A 22,222-nucleotide genomic window follows, 5' to 3' on the forward strand; every position below is an offset into this window, starting at 1 on the left:
ATTTCAGGTACTGTAAAAGATCAAACGAAAACAACGATTAAAGGTACAGTTAAAGAAGTTAAAGAAGATAAAGACAACAAATAATTAAATATGTCTATATGAGCAATTTGAATCACAACTTATATCAGGAAGAAGCCTGATATAAGTTGTGATTTTTAATGTAAAAATGATATTCTAACTAATGATATTACATTCATCAATTTATAAATTCGATAATTGGGTTGTAATATTTTTGATAAGATTGTATCATTAATAAAGTATTACAATTATGTTACGTTTATGTTAAAAAAGGTGGGCATATTAATGAAAAGGCAATATTTTCCTGGGTTAGATGGAATGAGAGCTATCGCAGTCATAGCGATTATTATATTTCACCTTAATCCAAAATGGTTACCAGGTGGATTTTTAGGTGTAGATACATTCTTTATTATTTCAGGGTATTTAATTACAACATTGTTGATAAAAGAATATGAAGCAAACGGTTCAATTAATTTATTTCATTTCTGGTATAAACGTGTTAAACGTTTATTACCACCTGTACTTTTTATGATGTTTATTGTTGTTCAGTACATTATTTTCTTTGATCGTGAATTACTTTACCAAGTAAAAAAGGATATGTATGCTGCATTGGTTTATGTTTCAAACTGGTGGTATATATTTGATGGTTTAGACTATTTTCAAAGTTTAGAGCCACGACCATTAAAGCATTTATGGTCATTGGCAATTGAAGAGCAATTTTATTTGTTTTTCCCGTTTATCTTATTAATGCTGTTTAAATTTTTGAAGAAAAAGTCGAATATCTTTATCGTATTCTTCGTGATTTCTATTATTTCTATGGGCGTAATGTGGGCAATGTACAATCCTGCAATCAGCATTTCCCGTATTTACTTTGGTACAGATACACGTCTTCAAACATTGTTATTAGGCGCGATGTTAGCACTCATCTGGCCGGCATATAAATTGAAACAAAACGCACCAATGTATGCAGTAAGAGTGATTGATGTTATCGGATTAATTGGTGCGATATTTTTAATTCGCTCGTTCTTTGTATATACGGATCATAGTGCGAATGTCTTCCAGGGTGGTTTATATATTTTAGGTATATTTACGTTGCTATTTATAATGGCAATCGTACATCCACAAACGTTAATCTCTAAATTCTTTAGTTTACCGTTATTAACATGGATCGGACGATATTCATATAGTTTATACTTATGGCATTATCCAATTATTGTACTAATGCAGTCACACTTTATTCAAGGTCAAATTCCTTGGTATATTCATATACTATCGATTGTATTAACTGTAGTAATGGCAATCATTAGCTATCAATTGATTGAGCAGCCATTCCGTAAAAGAGGCTTAAAGACGTTTATCGATATTAAATCAGTGAAGCAATTTACGACGTTACTGATTAGTTTGTATTTATTACTGGTAACGCCTTATTTAGTGGCGACAGTTAAAGCTGCAGCGCCGGAAAATACAGATAAAATTGTAGTAACGAAAACGAAATCTATTGCACCCGCAGTGAAACGTATTGCACCAATTCAAGTAGATGGTAAAGAAGGAGAAGTGCCAACAAAGACTTATCCGCATGCACCATTATTTATTGGAGATTCTGTGCTTGTTGATATTAATGATTATATTAAGCGCGTATTTCCGAATGCAACGATTGACGGAGAAATTGGGCGTAGTATATATAAAGCGATTCCTGTCGCAGATAATTATCCGGAATTTAATCGTAAAGATGGTATTGTCGTACTCTATTTAGGAACGAATGGTGACTTTGAAGATTATCATATGGAAACAATATTGAAGAAGTTTAATAAGGCACAAGTATTTCTAGTTACAGCGCGTGTGCCGAGAGATTACGAAGCGCACGTAAATGAAGAGATGTACCGTTCAGCGAAAAAATATAAAAACGTTCATATTATTGACTGGTACAAAGTGTCACAAGGGCATCCAGAATACTTTGCACCGGACGGTATTCACTTAGAATACCCAGGTATTAAAGCAATGAATAAAATTGTTACAGATGAAATTGTAAAAACAGTAGAAAAATAAGTTGATGAAAGGATAGGGCGACCTATCCTTTTTATTATGTTTAATCGTATAATAATAGTAAATAAGGAGGCGCCTATGTTTGAATTATTTATCTTTTTGTTAGAACGAGTTGGGCTAATTATCATTGTTGCGTACATATTAATGAATATTGCGCACTTTAAAAAGGTTATGAGTGAAAGAGAAAAAGTTTCATCTCAAATTCAGTTATTTATTATTTTTGCATTATTTGCTGTCGTATCAAACTTTACGGGCGTTGAAATTAGAGATAATCATATCGTTTCGAGCCAAATATTCAGAACGATATCAAGTGATGCAGCTATCGCGAATACACGTGTCCTTACGATTAGTGTGGCAGGTCTTGTAGGAGGACCGGCAGTAGGGATCGGTGTAGGAATCGTTTCCGGTATTTCGAGATATTTAATTGGAGGCGTAGATGCTTATACTTACGTCATTTCATCATGTCTCATTGGATTAGTATCGGGTTATTTCGGCTACCGTGCGTTAAAGAACAATCAGTACCCGACCATTATTCAAGGTATCATTCTTGGTGCTATGATGGAATTAATACAAATGATTTGTATTATTAGCTTTGCTTCTGACATACAACACGCAAAAGAACTTGTCTCATTTATTATCTTACCGATGACTTTAATTAATAGTTTAGGTACGGCGATATTTCTATCAATCATCTTGTCGACGTTACAACAGGAACAACATATGCGTGCTGTTCAAACGCATGACGTATTAAATCTTGCGAATCAGACATTGCCGTATTTTCGACTAGGTTTAAACGAATCTAGTGCGACACAGGCGGCGCAAATTATTAAAGATTTAATGAAAGTATCTGCAGTATCTATTACGAGTAAGACCGATATATTAGCCCATGTTGGTGCAGCGAGTGACCATCACGTCCCAAAGAAAAAGATTATTACTGAGTTATCGAAGCAAGTGATTAAATCCGGCGAAATTAAAGAAGCACATTCTAAAGAAGAAATCGGATGTACACATCCTGGATGTCCGCTTGAAGGTGCAATTGTGATACCATTATATGTCAATGACGAAGTCGTAGGGACATTGAAACTGTATTTTACGGATAATAAGAAGCTGACTTATGTTGAACGTCGTTTAGCTGAAGGATTAGCGGCAATATTTTCTAGTCAAATTGAATTAGGAGAAATTGAAATGCAGACGAAATTATTAAAGGATGCCGAAATTAAGTCGCTACAGGCACAGGTGAATCCTCATTTCTTCTTTAACGCGATGAATACAATATCTGCACTCATTCGAGTGGATAGTGAGAAAGCACGTGAATTATTACTGAATTTAAGTCATTTCTTCAGATCGAATTTACAAGGTGCGAGACAGAAAACCATTACGATCGATAAAGAAATTCAGCAAGTCGAAGCTTATTTATCACTTGAACAGGCACGATTTCCGAACCGATTTAATATTCACTTTAATGTTGAGCCAACATGTGTGGATGCACAAGTACCACCGTTTATTATTCAAATATTAGTTGAGAATGCTATAAAGCATGCTTTTCATAATCGTAAGACTGGCAATATTATTGATGTAGAAGTAAAGAGAGATTTGGATGAAATCATTATAGCAGTAAGTGACAACGGGAACGGAATACCTGTTGATAAACGTGATAAAATTGGATTAATTGAAGTGGATTCAACTTCAGGCACAGGAAGTGCGCTTGAAAATTTAAATAAACGTCTCGTTGGATTATATAATATGGATGCAAGATTACAGTTTGTAACCGGTGATAATGGGACACAATTTTTCGCACATATTCCATACGAAAGAAAGGAGGATGAATAATGAAGATATTAGTTGTAGATGATGAACCTTTAGCACGCAATGAGTTGCAGTATTTAATTCATAAAATTGATGATACACATATCACGCATGAAGCGGATTCGGTAGAAGAGACGTTAACTGCGTTATTATCAGAAACATATGATTTATTATTTTTAGATATTAACTTAATCAATGAAAGTGGGCTTGATTTAGCTCGAAAAATTAACAAAATGAAAACACCACCAATGATTGTGTTTGCAACAGCACATGATACGTATGCGGTAAAAGCGTTTGAACTCAATGCACTGGATTATGTACTCAAACCATTTGAATTAAATCGTATTCAAACCGCACTTGAGAAAGCACAGGCGAGAATGCAAAGTGAAGAGCTACCTCACAAACAAGGGAATCCGATTTCGACCATCTCTGTGCAGCTTGATGATAAAATTTATGTGATTAACACACATGACATTATTGCATTATTTGTGGAAGAAGGTAAGTTGAATATCGTGACAGTGAACAATCATTATGTCATTAATGAACCGCTGAGTGCTTTCGAGAAAAAGATGCCACAAGATAAATTTATGCGTATTCATCGCTCGAGTATCATTAATAAAAATCATATTAAATCTGCAGAGCAGTGGTTTAATAATACGTATCAGGTAAAGCTTACGAAAGATGTAAAGCTACAAGTATCACGCTCGTATATTAAGCAATTTAAACATGAGATAGGGCTAAATTAATTTTAGCCTTATTTTTTTGCATTTCAAGTATTCATTTTTGCATTTCAAAGTGAAAACGCTTTATTGATGTATTTTTCATTGTAATATGAACTCAAGATAAAAAACGGGAGGTCATTTAAAATGACAAATACAAAAACTTATAACTTTTTCCATCAAGTCATCGTTATTTCAGTAATTTTACTCATCTCAAAAATTATTGAAACATTCATGCCAATTCCAATGCCAGCTTCAGTGATTGGACTCGTATTATTATTTATTTGTTTATGTACAGGTATCGTGAAATTAGGGCAAGTTGAGAAAGTGGGTACAGCACTTACGGATAACATCGGTTTATTATTCGTGCCTGCTGGTATTTCAGTAGTGAAATCTTTAGGGTTGATTAGTGCACATCCATTCTTAATTATCGGATTAATCTTCATTTCAACGTTATTATTATTATTATGCACAGGCTTCTTCTCACAAATGATTGTAATGATGACAGAGCGTAAAGAGAACGCTCCAGAAAAAAGTACAAAAGAACTTAAAAAGTATCGTAATGCGGAGGTGCGTTAATCATGACTTTATTAGATCATTTAGGTGTTAACACAGTATACTTTGGTATATTGCTAACAATCGTACCATTCGTTATCGGACAAATCTTATTTAAGAAGTCTAATGGTTTCTTCTTATTCGCACCACTATTCGTAGGTATGGTATTTGGCATTACATTTTTAGCGGTTACAGGTATCGACTTTGATACGTATAATAAAGGTGGTAGTATTATTAGTTTCTTCTTAGAACCGGCAACAATTTGCTTTGCAATACCTTTATATAAAAAGCGTGATGTATTACAAAAATATTGGTTACACATCATCGGTGGTATTGCATTAGGTACGACTGGTGCAATCTTTGGTATCTTCGGTGTTGCGAAACTCTTCGGCTTTGGTACGGATATTATTGCGTCAATGTTACCACAAGCAGCAACAACAGCAATTGCTTTACCAGTGTCAAAAGGCATTGGAGGTATTCCGGAATTAACTTCTTTAGCAGTAATATTAAATGCAGTTATCATTTATGCACTAGGTAATAAAATGTTACGTTTCTTTAAAATTAGCAACCCAATTGCCAGAGGATTAGCGTTAGGTACGAGTGGTCATGCATTAGGTGTGTCTGCTGCAACTGAATTAGGTGAAACAGAAACTTCAATGGCAAGTATCGCTTTAGTAATTGTAGGTGTAATTGTAGTAGTTATCATCCCCATGCTTACACCTATATTACTCGGTGCTTAATATATAGTTAAAAGTAATTAGCGAAATGACGAATGAAATGGACCGGCATATGCTGGTCCATTTTGTTATAGTTAGAATAAGAAGACATTCAAGGGGTGACAGAATGACGATACAATCTAAACTATTTAACGTCATGATAAAAACATTGGATCAATATAAAGATACGTTTAACAAACTACCTAACGGTATTCGGGTAATAAGGGGTATTGCATATAGTGATCGAACGCAGAATAATACATTAAATATTTATTATCCTGAGATTAAGCAAAATCAGTATCCTGTAATCGTCAATGTACATGGCGGAGGGTATGTCTATTCAAATAAAGAAACTTACGAAGGATACTGTATGACTTTAGCTACGCATGGATTTGCAGTTGTGAGTTATGATTATGATTTAGCACCAATGCAGAAATATCCGACACCTATCGTGCAGTTGAATGAGTGTGTGCACTGGTTAAAGGATAATGGTGAACAGTACGATATAGATATGAAGCGATTATTTATGATCGGTGATTCTGCGGGTGCACAAATTATGGCACAATACGTTACGATGTTAACCAGTGAACAGTATCAGCACTATTTTCAGTATAGAATTCCGGATATCAACGTGAAAGGTGTTGCAATTAATTGTGGATTTTTTAATGCGATTGATATTGCAATTGCGAAGAAAAAGTCATTAACAAGATATATGGTGCGTGGATTAATGGAAGATTATATCGGGAAGGACTTTCACGTGAAACAACAGGAGATTAACTTTGAGCCGTATATTAATGCAAATTTTCCTGCAACATTTGTAGCAAGTAGTGTAAATGATATGTTGGTAGGGAAGTCACCGGATATACTTTTATATTTAAGAAAGCAAGGCGTGAAAACCATCTATCGTGAATATGGTCAAGGTGATTACTTTGCGCAACATAACTTTCAAATGGATATTAGAAGACCATATGCAAGGCAATGTACATTAGATGAAACGAAATTTTTTAAAGGAATAATAGAAGAAAGAGGATGAGACATAAGTCTTCATCCTCTTTCTTTAATTATTTCTTGCAAAATTACCATGTACTTCAGTCGTTTCATATACGTTGATAAAGCAGTTTTCATCATGTGTCTTCGCAATGCGTATTACATTTTGCAGTTCATAACGTGTCAGTACCATCGTAATCATATGCTTTTTATCATTAGAATATCCACCATATACGTCAGTAACGGTAATGCCGCGATAAATTTCATCAATCAATCCTTGACGGATACCTTCGTAATTAGAGGTGATGATATTTACGGTAAGTTTAATGTTAGATGTAAAGATTGTATCTACCGTCTTACCTGTAATGTAGATAGATAATAAAGTCATTAATGCTAAATTCCAATCGAATAAGAATCCTGAGCAAATAATGATGATACCGTTAAGAATAGTCATGATTAAGCCAATAGAAATATTGCTGTTCTGGCTAATAATCATAGCAACAATATCCATGCCACCCGTTGTACCTGAGTATTTTAATATAATCCCTACACCAATGCCAACGAGTACACCACCAAAGATGACGTTAACAAACACTTCATTGGCGATACTTTTTACAGGAATAACGGATAAAAAGAATGATAGAACAGCTACACTAAGTACCGTATTATACATGACAGATTTCTTTAATTTCATAAACCCAAGTATGAGCAGCGGTAAATTGAGCAATAAATTCAGTAATCCTGCATCGACATGCAATAATTTATTTAATAATAATGCTAATCCTCCTATGCCACTGCTCAATACATCATTTGATAATAAGAAGACATTGAAGGCAAATGCGATTAGAAATGATCCGATAATGGTAATTACCATTTTAAATAATACATTGTCCCGATAGTTCATTGTTAAGCTCCTTTATTCATGTATAGCCATTATAACAAGTATTTTTTTGAATGAATAGGTGCTTATTCTACAAGATTACTCGCTTGACTTCTTGCATAGAACCCCTTCTTAATCGGTTCGAATTTCGGTTTCAATATAACACCAATTGCAAATATAATGGCTGTAATTAAATAAAGGAAGCCAAGTTTCGTCCATACAAGTTCAGGCGTAATACCACCGACTGCTTCACGTAATAAATCGACCGCATACGTAAAAGGTAAGAACGGATGGATATGTTGGAAGAATAATGGCGTAACTTGAATTGGGAACGTTCCGCCACCGCCAGCAATTTGCAATACCATAATAATGATAGCAAGCGCCTTACCAATATTACCGAGTAAGCTGACAAGCGTATAAACAATGACCGTAAATGCCAATCCGACGAGAATCGCAAACAATACATTGTATATAGGATGCTTTGCGTAAGCATCTAATATGAATAGGTTACCCAGAACAACGATAATCGCTTGTGCCACACTGATGAGTAAAAATAAGATCATACGACCTAAATAAAGTTCTCTTAAACTAAATTTATCTTTAATTGATTGATCTTTCAATTCAGTAGTCAGTAAGTTACCACAAAGTAATGCGCCAACCCAAAGTGCTAATGCAGTATAGAAAGGTGCACTTGCTGATCCATAATTCGGAATAGGGAATATTTGTGTCTCATCTAATTGAATAGGTTTTGCGAAATAATCAGATTCATCTTTTAAATCATTGCGCAATAACTTTACGAGTTTGTTTAATGCATCTTTATCATCAAAGTCTCTTAATTTTTGAGCTGCTTTCTTAATGTCTTGCTCAATACCAGGTAAATCATTACGGGCAAATTGTGCGAGTTCGTGTATGCCACTTTGTGCACCTGGTAATTTATTCTGGAGTAACTGGGATGTTTTATCATATTTTTTTAATACACCAGGTAAATCATTTTCTGCAAAGTTGCTTAATTTATTTAAGTCAGTTAAGACATTACCTAAATCAGATTGTACGAACTGACTTGCTTTTCCAATTTTAGCTGCAAACTTAGGATAATTAGCCTGAGCAATTTGGTTAACTTGAGAGAATCTGTTCTCAAAAGCAGGTAATTGCTGGTTTATTGTATTTAATGTTTGATTTGCTTCTTGTGTAATGCGCATTGCATCACCGAGAATAGTATCAACTTTTGATGCGAAGTCACTTGCTGTGTTTAATTTTTCTGCAATGACATCTAGTCCACCGTTTAAAGTGGTTAAACCTGTTTCTAAACGTTCAAGCATCGTAGTATTCGTAAAGTCACTTAATGATTTTAATGCAGCTTGTGCGGCAGCGATTTTATCTGTATCGATAGTGACGCGTTCTTTCTTAGTTGCTTGAGTAATGCTTACTGAAAGTGCCTCGTTTAATAAGTTAAGCTTTGAATTAACTTCTTGAAATTTGTCTGTAATTAATGCTGTGTCTATACCTAAACTTGCTACTTCTTTCATAATCCGAATCATTTCGTTATTAAATCGAATCGTTTGCTGAATATTATTTTGATAAATTTTTAAATTTTGTGCCAATTGTTCTGATCCACCAGGATAACTTTGTGCAAGCGTGTTAAGTTTGTCCAGCGTATCTAACGTTGCAAGTGCCTCTTCTCCGGATAGTTTGCTCATCGCGCTTAAACCGTCATGAAGAGCAGTGTACGCGGGCTGGATATCTACCTTACTTAATTGTGCTTTACCTTTTTGATTCATGTCTTGCGCTTTTGAAATTTTATCGTGTACTTTTGGCATTGCACTTTGAGAAGTGTTTAATACAGATTGTGCAGTTTCAGTTGCTTGAATGCCTTTCGATACAGCAGCATTTATTTCAGGAAATTTTTCTTCAATCGTATTTGCTTTTTGCAACGCACTTTGTATCTCAGGGAGATTATTATTCACTTTTACGATTAATTCACCGACTGCTTTAATATCTGATGCGTGTTGATTTGCTTCGATGATTTTACTAGCACCACCATTTAATTTATCGCGGTAATTACTTAATGCATAAAACTCATCTGCATATTTTGAAATATCTCCTTGATGCTCATCTATTTTGATGACAGCATCTCGGAATCGTTCCATATCTGGGATAGCACGTTCAGCGTCAAATACGGCGTTCTCAATTTTATGGTATAACGGAATTTTATTTTCAATGGATACACCGACACGATTACTTTCCTGAAGTAAGGATGCAGTTGCAGATGCGATAAACTTTTCGCTTAGTGATTCAGTAATTGCTGTTGCACCTGCAGTTGTCATTTTTGGTGCAATAGCATTAATTTTCTGGTTCACTTTATAATCAATGTGAGCACGTTTCGGCTTTTTATGAAAGATGCTTGTCATATCTTCAGAGAAATTTGAAGGGATATGAATAATAGCATAATATTCTCCCATGCGTAATTTATGATCAGCCGCTTTCATGTCATTTGTGAATTGCCAATTAAATTTATCATTATGTTTTAATGTTTGAGTCAATTGTTTACCAACATTAATCGACTTCCCTCGAATCTTAGCACCATTATCTTCGTTGATTATAGCGACTTGTAGATGTTTCGTGTTTGAATAAGGATCCCATGAAGATCTCAAATTGAACCATGCATAGAATGAAGGGAGAATAGATAACCCAATCAACAGAATAATAAAGCTAGGTGCACGTTTAATGTTTTTTAAATCATGTAAAAAAAGACGGAATGCGTTTTTCATAGGGCTCCTTTCTTATATCAATATAATTATTTGTGTAAAAAAATATAATGTCTTCAACTTTTAGCATATACTAATATAACAAAAAGGGAGAAAGGATACAATATAAAAGGCAAAAGTAATACGCAATATTAAATGACGTTGCTATATTACAATCTTTTGATAATCATTCACCTTATGCGTACTTTCATGATAAAATAAATTAACTTAGAAATGAGGTGTAACTAATGAACGAAGAAGAAAAAGTGTCATTGTTAATTGACGAACGTACGGAGTTAATACCACATGAAATGGTTTATGATACTGAAGTGATAGCACAACATACAGATGAAGATAGAGTAGATGCATTACAACATGAGCGAATGACGACAGAAGAGATATTAAGAGAAATCGCTGAAGAGGAAGAATTAGAGGCAGAATTTAATAATGCATTGGAAGAAGTGAAATTATATAAATATATAGTCAATACAATCGAGTATCATGAAGGCGATGCGATTACATTACAGCAATTACGTAATATTGCTGCACATCAAGAATCGAAACTTACGATAGAAACATTGGATGAATTGTTAAATGACTATGTAGAGGCGGGTTATTTAAGAATTGAAGAAGATAAATTGTTCACAACATTTTTAGGACAACATGCAATGACACTGTTATAGGAGAGGCAGTTTTCAATGCGTTTAGGTCCGAACAAATTGGAAGCAATCCCAAGAAATCGGTCTTTGATTTCGAAGGGATTGGTGAAATTTGACGAGGAGCTGCATTGAAAACGCCGTTTAAGGGAGAGGCAGTTTTCAATGCGTTTAGGTCCATCTCACAAAAAAGGCGAATCAGGTGACGCACTGATTCGCTTTTAATATGTTTGCTATTAATCTTGTAATAAAAATGCTTCCTCATCACGTGAATGAATTTCATTTACGATAATTAAGCTTCTAAAGTAATCGATAATTTGTGTTGAAAATCCTTCTTGTTCCATTTGTGTTTTAATCTTTGCAACGATTTGGCGCATAATATCGTGATCACGAATTAATTGTTGTACTTTATCGTATAATTCCGGATGCTGATTTACAGTTTCTGAGTAGAACCCATCTGCTTCTTCTTCAGAATCAGCATGACTAATGACACGTGATTCCCAGAAATCTACGAGTGCAATCACTTCCTGAATCACTTCTTCTTCAGTACCATTTTGATATGTGCGAATTAATTCATCCGTCATGTTAACAGCTAAACCTAAACCTGTTTCATGAATTTGTCTATGTGCATGTAATTGTCTTAATGATGGTCCAACTGGCATGTAATCATCTCCATTTTACTTATTTATCTCTATTGTATTATAGATATCACAAATATAAGACTAGGGGATTCCCTAGTCTTATATTTGAGTTATTTATGTGAAATACATATGTTATTACGGGATTTGTGTAATCATGTTTTTGTTATTGTTTACTCGTGCCACGTTTACTCGTAACAAATCCAATAACTAAGATTGAAAGTAACACACTCCAGAAGATGAACTGCCACATCATCGAATGAGGGAAGGTATGAGGTAATACATTGATAGATTCATGCGCAAGAACTAATACTACAAGTTTAATACCAATCCATCCGACAATAGCAAAAGCTGCTGCTTCTAATCCAGGATACGTTTCTAATATTTTGATGAAATATGTTGCTGCAAATCGCATTAAGATAACACCTAACATACCTCCGATGAACATTACTGTAAATTGGCCGGCATTAAGTCCCATAAAGTCTGGTCCAATCTTCGGCAATGTGACAGCAATTGCAATTGCTGCAAGCATTGAGTCAATCGCAAAAGCTATATCTGCACCTTCAACTTTTAAGACCGTCATCCAGAAACTACTACCTTTAGGCATCGTTTCTTCTTCAGCAATGTCAGGTATTGTTTCATCATCGACATGATTTTTATGTTTGAAATAAGTGTATAAACTTTTCGCTGACATAAAGATTAAATACGCTGCACCGAGCGCCTGTATTTGCCAGTATTTCGCTAAAAATGTAATAAAGAATAATGAAATAAATCTGAAAATAAATGCACCAACTAATCCATAAAATAAAGCTTTCTTACGTTGTTCTTCTGGTAAATGCTTCACCATAACTGCCATAACAATCGCGTTATCTGCAGCGAGTAACCCTTCTAAAACAATTAAAACTAATACTACCCATGCATATGCCATTAAAATACTTGGATCCAAAATAATTCCTCCTTTTATTTTAATGAATATAAAAAGACCCATGCCAAAATAATTGGCAAAGGTCTCACTGAACTGGTGTTCCATAATACCGGAAGTCCTGTAACTTCGTAATGACGATATTATGCTTGAGGTTTCCCTCTGAGCTACTCCCCTTCGACATAAGTCTTAGGATATTCATTTGTTTGTCTATTCAAAGTATATTGAATAGACATCATTGTATTCACTTTATCATAGAAATAATAAAGAGGCTAGTTTTTTGTTTTTAGTAAATAGTATTATGACTTTATTTTAATGTTTCTTCCTTCTATATAACCAAAAAATACAACCGATTAATACTACAGCCATTAATACATATAATACATTTGAATATATATCAAAATAGTGAAGTACAAGTTCCCAGTTTTGGCCGAGTATCATGCCTAAATAAATCAGTACAGCATTCCAGATTAGCGTACCAATTGTTGTATATATTATGAATGGTACAATTGCCATTTGACTAAGACCCGCTGGAATTGAGATTAAACTGCGAATTAATGGAACGAAGCGACATAAGAATACGGCTGTATTTCCATATTTATTAAACCACTTATTTGCGTTGTGTAAATCGTGAATATCAAGTCTTAAAATGAAACCATATTTATCAACGATTTTTTCGATACGTTTCAGACCTAATACATGTCCAGCATAATAAAGTATGATGGCACCAATAACAGCACCTAATGTTGATGCAATGAGCATACCTGTAAAAGTAAGTTTCGGAGATTCATCTACCATGAATCCACCAAATGTTAAGATAACTTCTGAGGGGATAGGTGGGAATACGTTCTCAAGTAGGATCAATAAGAATACACCGAAGTATCCGAATTGTTCCATAACCTTCATAATCCATTCTTGCATAGCGTCACTCCAAATATTTGTATTGATTTTTATCTTAACGTACTTTTAGTAATGAATTCAAAACAAACGACCGATTCATTATAAATCGGTCGATTGTTGTATAAAACTTATATGATTAGGTTGGACAAAATATTATGAAATAGGTCTGGTAATTATGAGATTCTTTCTTTTCTTCTAGTCACTATTAAATATATTACTACAAATATTATGAGTATGATTTGAGGTATTAATGTTTCGATTGTTGGATATAGACCAACCATTTGTATATGTGGTATCCAATCTATAGTTGTATTGGACAATTGATTGAGTACTTGGAATGTATGGATGCTCACGCCTAGAATCTTAAAGGCCAAACAGAAAATTAGTATAGACATTGTAAAGAATAACGTACGGATCGGAATGACTCGTGTTATTCGATCGAAGAAAATAGCGAATAAAATTAATACGAAAACAGCTAAAGTTATCCCCGATAACAACTGTACCATGCTAATTTTCCCTGCAATCCCCGCATAGAATATGATTGTCTCAGCGCCCTCACGAAATACAGATAGGAAGCTGATAAACGCAAAAGTAAAAATACTACCGGATGAAATTGCCTGGGTAATATTTTTATTAATAAACTTATTCCAGTTTTGAATTGATGATTTAGAATGTAACCATACACCAATCAATATCATAAAGATAACAGATAAAATACCTACATAGGCCTCTAATTGTTCTCGCCCTTGTCCTACATTTTTAAATAAAATATTAAAGCTCATTGCAAGCACGACACTAAGCAATAGGCCGATTAAACTTCCAACAATAATCCAACGTGTTGCTTTCGGTTGTTTTGCATTTTTAGTGATTGAAATAAGTGCCATAATAATAAGTAATGCTTCTACACCTTCACGTAACATAATGAGTGCTGAATCAATGAAAGTATAATGATCTTTAGCGATTGCTTTTTCAATCTTGCTGTTGAGTTCTTTTAAGGCAATATTAATTTTATCTTTATTAGACTTATTTAAACTCCCGGCATAGTTAGGGATGTCTTGCTCAATTTGTGAATATAGTGCTGCATCACTGTTGCGGATATCTCCTTCAACGTTAGGCCATGTTGTAATAAATTGAGTGAGTGTAGCTTTTGCGCCATCTATATCATTTGATTCAATTTGTTTTGAAGCATCCTTTAAATAACTAGACAGGATGGATACGTCACCTGCTTTTGCTTTTTTTGCTTTCTTTCCTTGGATATATTCATTGAGTTCACGTGTTAAATTATCAAGTTGCGTAATAGCACTATTACTATCTACGGGATCTTTGCTTAATGCGATACGCGTCATCATTAATGCAGTTTCAATTTGTCCGTAACGGCCGATATCATCTTCACGAACTACTTTTTCATTAGCTGTCCATGCCGCATTTAATGTCATATTTTTTTCTAATGCTTGAGCATAGTCTTTCTTTTGAATTGAAGATTTCATATCCTGGATAATAGGCGTTAGTACAGTCAATAATTTTTTTCGCTTTGCGTCTTTATCTTCTGGATTAAGTTTTTTTTCGAGTGTTATCAGATTAGGTGTTAATTTATCGATGATTTTTAGACGTTCTTCTTTATTCTTAGATGTTTTTAATTCATTGATTTGAGTAGTTATTTCTTTATTAAGCTGCTTATCATTTTTAGGGAGTTTATGATAAGATTTTTCGAAATCTGCGAGTTGTTGATTAAAAGTTGCATTATCCTCGTTTTCAATACTTGACTTCATATCTGTAATCCCGATAAACAAGTCACTTAAAGAAGTTGCAGCGTGTATATTTGATGAAATAATAAAGAAGAATATACTAAATAGAATTAAACAGCGTTTCACCAATATAACCTCCTTCTTTTATACCTGGGAATACTAAAAATACACCAGAACCGCGATGCGTTATATATTCATTCATACGATCTATTCTTCCGAGCATGTTTTGTATTCGTGTAAATTGCTCAGGTGATTTCTGATAACTAACGAAGATTAATCCAGCATCAAAAGCGCCTGTTTGTTCATTTACACCGTTAGTATAACTAAATGAGCGTCGTAGCATTTTTGTCTTTGCTTTTTTCGCAAGATGAACGTGAGAATCTTCTGGAATGACATAATTACCTTCTTTATCTTTTTCTTCGATATTTACTGTATCGAATTCATTTTTCTTTCCGAGCGGGGCGCCAGAATCACGGTGGCGACCGAAAGTTGCTTCCTGGTCCTCTAATGCAGTTCTATCCCAAGTTTCTAAATGCATTTGAATTTTTCTTACTACCAAGTAGCTGCCATTCTTTTCCCAACCAGAATTTGCAAAGATATATTGATCTAATGCATCTTGTTCATGTGCTTTTGGATTACCAGTACCGTCTTTGAACGAAAATAAGTTTCTTGGTGTTTGTACTTTACCGTCTTTTTCTTCAAATGAATTAAATCCGGTTTGAGCCCATTTCATAGTGACTATACCGCTTGAAGCACGAATTAAGTTACGAATTGCATGGAAATTAACTTGCGGATCATCGCTACATGCCTGAATAAAGATATCTCCCCCGGTGAATTTATCGTCTAGTTGATCTTTAGGAAAGTGAGGCAAATCTTTTAAATCTTTTGGACGTTTTTCCGTAATTTTTAATTTATCAAAGAAAGTAGGGCTAACACCATATGTTAATGTAAGACGTGCAGCATCTAAACCTTTTGCTTCTCCAGTATCAATTGTAGGCAGCATAGTATTATTAGTGAGGGGGGCGATTAAATCACCGTTCATTAGTTTTATGCTATGAGCTGTCCATTGCTTAAACATTTCTTTAACTTCATTTACCTCAGTAGAATGAAGCTCTAAAACGACAAAATAGACATGCTTCTGCACGTCTGAAATAATGCCGGATTGATACTTACCGTAAAAATTTACTTTGTGTTTTGTATGTTTATTGTCTTTACCGAAATGATTGATAGCAAGTAATGAAGTGCCGAGTCCAGTTGAACCAACAACTACACCGGCACCTCCAATACTTGCAATTTTAAGGAAATCTCGGCGTGACATATTATTGTTATTTGTCAATTGTCATCACTCCAGGATTATTGCCATTTGGCTAAGCGGTTCACCAAGTTGGTCAACAGCTGTAGATAATTTTTTAGTATCTTCTTTTGTTAATTTTTCATAACTTACGTAATCGCCATTTCCTGTTTCATGTTTCTTTAATAGGTTGTTCACTGTATCAAACTTCGATTGAATATTTTTAGCTAGTTTCTCGTCTTTTTGTTTGATCTTAGATTCAAATAAAGTAAAAATCTTTTCCGCACCTTCTATATTTGCTTTGAAGTCGTATAGATCAGTATGTGAGAAAATTTCTTCTTCACCAGTAATCTTAGAAGTTGATACTTCATTCAATAAATCAATTGAGCCTTGTAACATTAGTTTAGGTGTAACTTCTGCTGTATCGACTTTAGCACGAAGCTCTTTTGCATCTTTCAAGAGTTGATCTGCAACTTTTTCATATCCTTCAGTTTTATTTTCAACCCATAATGCCTTTTCGAGTTTATGATATCCAGACCACTCTTTTTCTTTACCTTCAGCCTTCATGTCAGCTAATCGTGCATCGATTCTTGGATCTAAGTCACCGAAGCTTTCTGCAACAGGCTCCGAACGTTCAAAATACATACGTGCTTTCGGATAAATCTTTTTTGCTTCTTCAATCTTGCCTGATTTAAATGCAGTAACAAATTTTTCTGTATCTTTAACAAAATGATCGATTTGATCAACAGTAAAAGCTTTGTATGCATCAGTTTCTTTAGATAAATCTACTGATTTTTTTGTTTCTGTTGCAGACTGATTTTCTTTCTTGTTTGTTGATTCTGTTTTCTCATTCCCGCAAGCCGTTAGTATTAACGTACCTGCAAGCAGTATAGAAGTTAATAATTGTTTTTTCATGATACATCTCCTTTTTATTGTTAATGATAATCATTTTCAATTAATGATAAAGGTAACAAAGTATAGTCGTCAATAGGGAATTTATAATATCAATACAAAAAAACGATTCCGGATACTCACAGTATCCGGAATCGTTTGAACGATAATATATTAAATTATTCTACGATTTCTAAAGCGATTTCCATCATTTTTGTGAATGATGTTTGACGCTCTTCTGGTGTTGTTTCTTCATGTGTTAATAAGTGATCGCTAACTGTGAAAATACCTAAAGCTTTTACATCTCCACCAGCATAAGCAGCGTTCATGTAAAGACCAGCTGATTCCATTTCTACAGCTAAAATACCCATTGAACGCCATTTATCAGTCGCTTCCTGGTTTGCATTGTAGAAAATATCAGATGATAATACGTTACCCACATGGTTTGGAACACCTTTTTCGTCTGCTAATTGTTTCGCACGTGCTAATAAACTGTAGTCAGCGATTGGTGCAAAGTGTCCTGGTAAACCGTACTGAGCAACGTAATTTGAATCAGTAGATGCACCTTGTGCAATAATTACGTCATAAACGTTAATGCCTTCTTGCATAGCACCACAAGATCCAACACGGATTAAGTTTTTAACACCAAATGTGTGAATTAATTCGTAAGAGTAAATACCGATTGATGGAATACCCATACCTGTTCCCATTACAGAGATACGTTTCCCTTTATACGTTCCAGTGTATCCAAACATATTACGTACTTCATTGAATTGAACAACATCTTCTAGATATGTGTCAGCAATAAATTTCGCGCGTAATGGATCACCTGGTAAAAGAATCGTTTCTGCGATTGGATTGTTTTCTGGTTTAATGTGCGGTGTTGATTTAGACATAATGTAAGTCTCCTTTTCGTTTCTATAGTATTACCTTCAGTCTACAGAGTAATGCGTATTATTTCAAGTCAGAGTGTAAATTAAAATATGCCGATAAAGACAAAATGTATAAATAAAAAATCTATTTGTGAATACGTTCACAAGATGATATATTATAAGTGTAGAAGAGTTGTAAAATGATAATAAAATTTAAGGTAGCGGTGCAAAAATTGATTTAAAAATAATACTATTTGAGGGGGTCATTCATATGACTGAATTACAGCAAAAGCTCACGGCAAAATCGTTTTTATTCAAAGTTTTAAATGGTGTGGCACTTGGTATTGTTGTTGGATTAATTCCTAATGCAATTTTAGGGGAACTATTTAAATATTTAACACAATTCCATCCGTTCTTCGGTACATTATTAAATGTTGTAGTAGGTATTCAGTTCACAGTACCCGTAATTGTTGGGGTACTCATTGCAATGCAGTTTAAATTAAATCCATTACAAACGGTTATTGTTGGTACAGCAGCATTTGTAGGTAGTGGAGCGGCCGTGTTCCAGGAAAAAGCATGGGTGTTAGTGGGTATTGGTGATTTGATTAATACAATGTTAACAGCTTCTATTTCTGTCTTAATTATATTATGGATTAAAGATCGTTTAGGTTCATTAAATATCATCTTGTTGCCGATTATTGCTGGGGGATTAGCTGGATTAGTAGGATTATTAAGCTTACCGTATGTTAAATTAATTACAAGCTCGTTAGGACAACTCGTTAATAGCTTTACGAATTTACAACCAATTGTCATGTGTGTGTTAATAGCGATCGTCTTTAGTATTCTTATTATTTCTCCAATTTCAACAGTTGCAATTGCAATGGCGATCGGTATATCTGGCATGGCATCAGGTGCGGCAAACTTAGGCGTGGCTGCAGCTGCGACGATGCTTGCAATTGGTTCAATTAAAGTAAATAAATCGGGTGTAACAATCGCTATACTGATGGGTGCTATGAAGATGATGATGCCAAATTTAATAAAATATCCAATCATCATATTACCGATCGCAGTTACAGCGGCAATGAGTGGTTTAGCGGGTGCAATATTTAATATTCAAGGAACACCTGCTTCTGCAGGATTTGGTTATTCAGGGTTAGTAGGACCGATTAATGCATTAAAGTTTATGGATGGCAATATACTTATTAATTTAGGTATACTAGGATTATCTTATATTGTAATTCCTGTTATAACAGGTTTAGCTGTCAATGCACTTTGCTTGAAATTTAAAGTGTATGGACCAGAAGTGTTTAAATTTCAGTCTGGTGAATAGGAGTGAATGTTAATCGATGAGAATACTAATGTTTGGCACGCGTGAAGATGAAAAGCAAGCGGCAATGGAATGGGCAGAACGTGAAGGAATTGAAGTTACATTTAATGAAGGACCATTAACGATGGACACAGTGCATCTTGTTAAAGGTTATGATGCTGTATCAACAAGTCAAACAGCTAAGTTTGATGATGATATTTATGAAGCGGTCGCTCGTCTTGGTATTAAACAATTAGCTCAACGTTCGGCGGGTTATGACATGTTTAATTTGGAGAAGGCAACAGAACACAATATCATTGTCTCCAACGTACCAAGTTACTCTCCTAATGCAATCGCTGAGTTTGCTGTTACATCAGCTATGAATATTATTCGTAATACTGAGAAGATTCAGCGCAAAATGAGAATGCATGACTTTACATGGAACAAATCGATTATTAGTAAAGAAATGCGTTCAATGAAAGTCGCTATCATTGGTACGGGCCGTATTGGTCGTATAACGGGGCAAATATTAAATGGTTTTGGCGCAGAAATTATTGGATATGATCTATTGCCAGATGAAACATTGACGTCATTCATGACATATGTGGATACTTTGGAGGAAGCAGTCAGTCAGGCAGATTTGATTTCTATTCATATGCCACTTACAAAAGAGAATGCACATATGTTTAATAAATCATTGTTTGAAAAAATGAAAGATGGTGTATATATTGTTAATACGGCACGCGGGGGCATTGTAGATACACAAGCATTGCTTGATGCTTTAAACTCTGGTAAAGTAACTGCAGCCGCATTAGATACGTATGAATTTGAAGCGGATTATTTTCCGAAAGATTATAGAGAGAAATCAATTGAAGATAAAGTGTTGTTAGAACTCATTGAACGTGACGATGTTCAAGTTACGCAACATATCGCATTTTATACAGAAACAGCAGTAATGAATTTAGTCGAAGGTGGGCTAAATTCAGCAAAAGAAGTAATTGAAACAGGAACATGTCAAAATAGAGTGAATTAGTTTTGAGATAAATGAAAAGAGGCTTTCGGTATGACGGAAGCCTCTTTTCTTTATTTTCTTAATAATTGCGTAGCCATCATCATCATAAATGATAATGTCATCATAATAGCGACCCAACCCCATGCAAGTGCCATTTCATTATTTTCAATCGCGACGTAAATTGCAGTCGGCATTGTTTCAGTAATACCAGGTATATTACCCGCAAAGATAAGCGTTGCACCAAATTCTCCAATCGCGCGTGCAAATGAAAGTAGTACGCCTGTCATGATGGCGGGCTTACATAACGGTATGATAATTTGCTTATAGATTTGTGTTTTTTTTGCACCATCAATCATCGCAGCATTAATAATTGATTGTGGTACTTGTTCTATGCCTATTTTTAATGACTGATACATTAAAGGCATAGCGACCAAAGTTGATGCGATAATCGCAGCATATATCGTGAATATAATAGGTTGATGAAATAATTGTTCTATCAACTGTCCAATCATACTTTGTTTCCCTAGCATTATCAGCAGTATAAATCCAACAACTGTCGGAGGGAGCACCATCGGCAACATAATGATGGATTCAATGATTGATTTCCCGGGAAATGAATGTTGTCCAATGACATAATGCAATACAATCCCTAAAATTAGACTAAGGAGTGTTGCAATCGTAGCAACTTTTAAAGAGATAATGATTGGTGATAAAAAGTTATCACTACTTAAAAAATCATGCATTTTTATCCTCCTTAATCACGCGTTACAAATTAATTTATGCTCATTATAGCACGTCTAAACAATTTATTTGATTATTCATGTCGTTTGCTATTTAATTACATTAAGAAGAGACAGGTGGGCGATGACGATGAATAAGTTAGTACTAAATATAAAACCTAAAACACAATGGTTTCCACATTTTTATTTGCTAGGATGCGAAGCGGTAGCCGTATCTATGGGTCTTAAATATAAAGGTGTGAAATTATCAACGCGCAAAATATTAAATGAAATTCCGAAACATAAAACAAATCCTTACAAAGGTTATGTAGGTCCAAAGCGAATTATAAAGCCGGATCGACACCAAACCGTATTTCCGAATGTAATGGTTGACTATTTGAGTCAGTATTATAAAGCGGTGGATAGTACTGGCCAATCAATGGCGCAATTAGAAGAAGCCATTATGAACAATCATTCAGTCGTATTATATGCAACGCATTTTAAAATTGAACCGATCTTTAGAAAGTTTAAAGTTGAAGGTGAGATTCAGGAATTTGTTTCGAATATTCATATCGCATTACTCGTTGGTATGGATAATCAATATTATTATATCATCGATCCTTTATGGGCTAAATTTGGGTTTATTAAAATACCGGCAATATTCCCGATGAAACAACAATTGATGAAAGTCAAAAGACGTACGTTAGAAAAAAGATATGAAAATGCAGGTAGAATGAGCATTATCATTTAATATTCGTGAAGGATAGACTTAGATTGTTTTAAGTCTATCCTTTTTGTGTAA

20 protein-coding genes are annotated in these 22,222 nt (G+C 34.5%); 10 read left to right on the forward strand and 10 right to left on the reverse strand.

The window, feature by feature from the left end:
- Window positions 1-303 precede the first annotated feature (303 nt).
- The 6 genes from OCL94_RS04150 (at window position 304) to OCL94_RS04175 (ending at window position 6,890) form a co-directional block, all read left to right on the forward strand.
- The gene (locus OCL94_RS04150) at window positions 304-2,064 is read left to right on the forward strand and encodes an acyltransferase family protein (protein ID WP_262994894.1); all 1,761 of its coding nucleotides are present in this window, start codon (window positions 304-306) and stop codon (window positions 2,062-2,064) included.
- Window positions 2,065-2,139: 75 nt separating this feature from the next.
- Window positions 2,140-3,891, forward strand: a complete 1,752-nt coding sequence (locus OCL94_RS04155; RefSeq protein WP_262994895.1) for a sensor histidine kinase — start codon at window positions 2,140-2,142, stop codon at window positions 3,889-3,891.
- Window positions 3,891-4,613 carry a LytTR family transcriptional regulator DNA-binding domain-containing protein gene (locus tag OCL94_RS04160; protein ID WP_262994896.1) on the forward strand — a complete coding sequence of 241 codons (723 nt, stop codon included), beginning with the start codon at window positions 3,891-3,893 and terminating at the stop codon, window positions 4,611-4,613. The genes OCL94_RS04155 and OCL94_RS04160 overlap by 1 nt, the downstream gene beginning before the upstream one ends.
- A 120-nt stretch (window positions 4,614-4,733) precedes the next feature.
- Window positions 4,734-5,165: an antiholin-like murein hydrolase modulator LrgA gene (lrgA, locus tag OCL94_RS04165; RefSeq protein ID WP_262994897.1), complete on the forward strand. Its 432-nt coding sequence runs from the start codon at window positions 4,734-4,736 to the stop codon at window positions 5,163-5,165.
- 2 nt (window positions 5,166-5,167) lie between these two features.
- The gene (lrgB, locus tag OCL94_RS04170) at window positions 5,168-5,881 is read left to right on the forward strand and encodes an antiholin-like protein LrgB (protein WP_262994898.1); all 714 of its coding nucleotides are present in this window, start codon (window positions 5,168-5,170) and stop codon (window positions 5,879-5,881) included.
- A 103-nt stretch (window positions 5,882-5,984) separates the two neighbouring features.
- Window positions 5,985-6,890 (forward strand): alpha/beta hydrolase, encoded by a 906-nt coding sequence (locus OCL94_RS04175; protein WP_262994899.1) that lies wholly within the window; start codon window positions 5,985-5,987, stop codon window positions 6,888-6,890.
- A gap of 24 nt (window positions 6,891-6,914) precedes the next feature.
- On the opposite strand, the gene OCL94_RS04180 is transcribed toward OCL94_RS04175, so the two are convergent.
- Both OCL94_RS04180 and OCL94_RS04185 read right to left on the reverse strand, forming a co-directional pair.
- On the reverse strand, window positions 6,915-7,748 hold the full coding sequence (locus tag OCL94_RS04180) for a YitT family protein (RefSeq protein WP_262994900.1): 834 nt from the start codon (window positions 7,746-7,748) through the stop codon (window positions 6,915-6,917).
- A gap of 62 nt (window positions 7,749-7,810) precedes the next feature.
- Window positions 7,811-10,492 (reverse strand): YhgE/Pip domain-containing protein, encoded by a 2,682-nt coding sequence (locus OCL94_RS04185; protein ID WP_262994902.1) that lies wholly within the window; start codon window positions 10,490-10,492, stop codon window positions 7,811-7,813.
- A 224-nt stretch (window positions 10,493-10,716) separates the two neighbouring features.
- On the opposite strand from OCL94_RS04185, the gene OCL94_RS04190 reads away from it, so the two are divergent.
- Window positions 10,717-11,151 carry a hypothetical protein gene (locus OCL94_RS04190; protein ID WP_262994904.1) on the forward strand — a complete coding sequence of 145 codons (435 nt, stop codon included), beginning with the start codon at window positions 10,717-10,719 and terminating at the stop codon, window positions 11,149-11,151.
- A gap of 209 nt (window positions 11,152-11,360) precedes the next feature.
- On the opposite strand, the gene OCL94_RS04195 is transcribed toward OCL94_RS04190, so the two are convergent.
- The 7 genes from OCL94_RS04195 to deoD all read right to left on the reverse strand — a co-directional run bounded on the left by OCL94_RS04195 (window position 11,361) and on the right by deoD (window position 18,407).
- On the reverse strand, window positions 11,361-11,786 hold the full coding sequence (locus OCL94_RS04195) for a hypothetical protein (protein WP_262994905.1): 426 nt from the start codon (window positions 11,784-11,786) through the stop codon (window positions 11,361-11,363).
- A 142-nt stretch (window positions 11,787-11,928) separates the two neighbouring features.
- Window positions 11,929-12,708: a TerC family protein gene (locus tag OCL94_RS04200; protein WP_262994907.1), complete on the reverse strand. Its 780-nt coding sequence runs from the start codon at window positions 12,706-12,708 to the stop codon at window positions 11,929-11,931.
- Between the two features lie 288 nt (window positions 12,709-12,996).
- A complete protein-coding gene (locus OCL94_RS04205; protein ID WP_262994909.1) occupies window positions 12,997-13,605 on the reverse strand; it encodes a DedA family protein in 609 nt (202 codons plus the stop codon).
- A 152-nt stretch (window positions 13,606-13,757) separates the two neighbouring features.
- On the reverse strand, window positions 13,758-15,455 hold the full coding sequence (locus OCL94_RS04210; RefSeq protein WP_262994911.1) for an FTR1 family iron permease: 1,698 nt from the start codon (window positions 15,453-15,455) through the stop codon (window positions 13,758-13,760).
- Window positions 15,430-16,665, reverse strand: a complete 1,236-nt coding sequence (efeB, locus tag OCL94_RS04215; RefSeq protein WP_411268472.1) for an iron uptake transporter deferrochelatase/peroxidase subunit — start codon at window positions 16,663-16,665, stop codon at window positions 15,430-15,432. Before efeB ends, OCL94_RS04210 begins: the two co-directional genes overlap by 26 nt.
- Before the next feature lie 6 nt (window positions 16,666-16,671).
- On the reverse strand, window positions 16,672-17,535 hold the full coding sequence (efeO, locus tag OCL94_RS04220) for an iron uptake system protein EfeO (RefSeq protein WP_262994913.1): 864 nt from the start codon (window positions 17,533-17,535) through the stop codon (window positions 16,672-16,674).
- Window positions 17,536-17,690: 155 nt separating this feature from the next.
- Window positions 17,691-18,407: a purine-nucleoside phosphorylase gene (gene deoD, locus OCL94_RS04225; protein ID WP_262994915.1), complete on the reverse strand. Its 717-nt coding sequence runs from the start codon at window positions 18,405-18,407 to the stop codon at window positions 17,691-17,693.
- Between the two features lie 247 nt (window positions 18,408-18,654).
- On the opposite strand from deoD, the gene OCL94_RS04230 reads away from it, so the two are divergent.
- Complete coding sequence (locus tag OCL94_RS04230) at window positions 18,655-19,713, forward strand: PTS transporter subunit IIC (protein ID WP_262994917.1); 1,059 nt, start codon at window positions 18,655-18,657, stop codon at window positions 19,711-19,713.
- A 16-nt stretch (window positions 19,714-19,729) separates the two neighbouring features.
- Window positions 19,730-20,722: a D-2-hydroxyacid dehydrogenase gene (locus OCL94_RS04235; RefSeq protein ID WP_262994919.1), complete on the forward strand. Its 993-nt coding sequence runs from the start codon at window positions 19,730-19,732 to the stop codon at window positions 20,720-20,722.
- A gap of 50 nt (window positions 20,723-20,772) precedes the next feature.
- On the opposite strand, the gene modB is transcribed toward OCL94_RS04235, so the two are convergent.
- Window positions 20,773-21,444, reverse strand: a complete 672-nt coding sequence (modB, locus tag OCL94_RS04240; protein ID WP_262994921.1) for a molybdate ABC transporter permease subunit — start codon at window positions 21,442-21,444, stop codon at window positions 20,773-20,775.
- Window positions 21,445-21,571: 127 nt separating this feature from the next.
- On the opposite strand from modB, the gene OCL94_RS04245 reads away from it, so the two are divergent.
- Window positions 21,572-22,171, forward strand: a complete 600-nt coding sequence (locus tag OCL94_RS04245) for a C39 family peptidase (protein WP_262994923.1) — start codon at window positions 21,572-21,574, stop codon at window positions 22,169-22,171.
- Window positions 22,172-22,222 lie beyond the last annotated feature (51 nt).

The sequence above is a fragment of the Macrococcus capreoli genome (assembly GCF_025628935.1).
Taxonomy (GTDB): Bacteria; Bacillota; Bacilli; order Staphylococcales; family Staphylococcaceae; genus Macrococcoides; species Macrococcoides capreoli.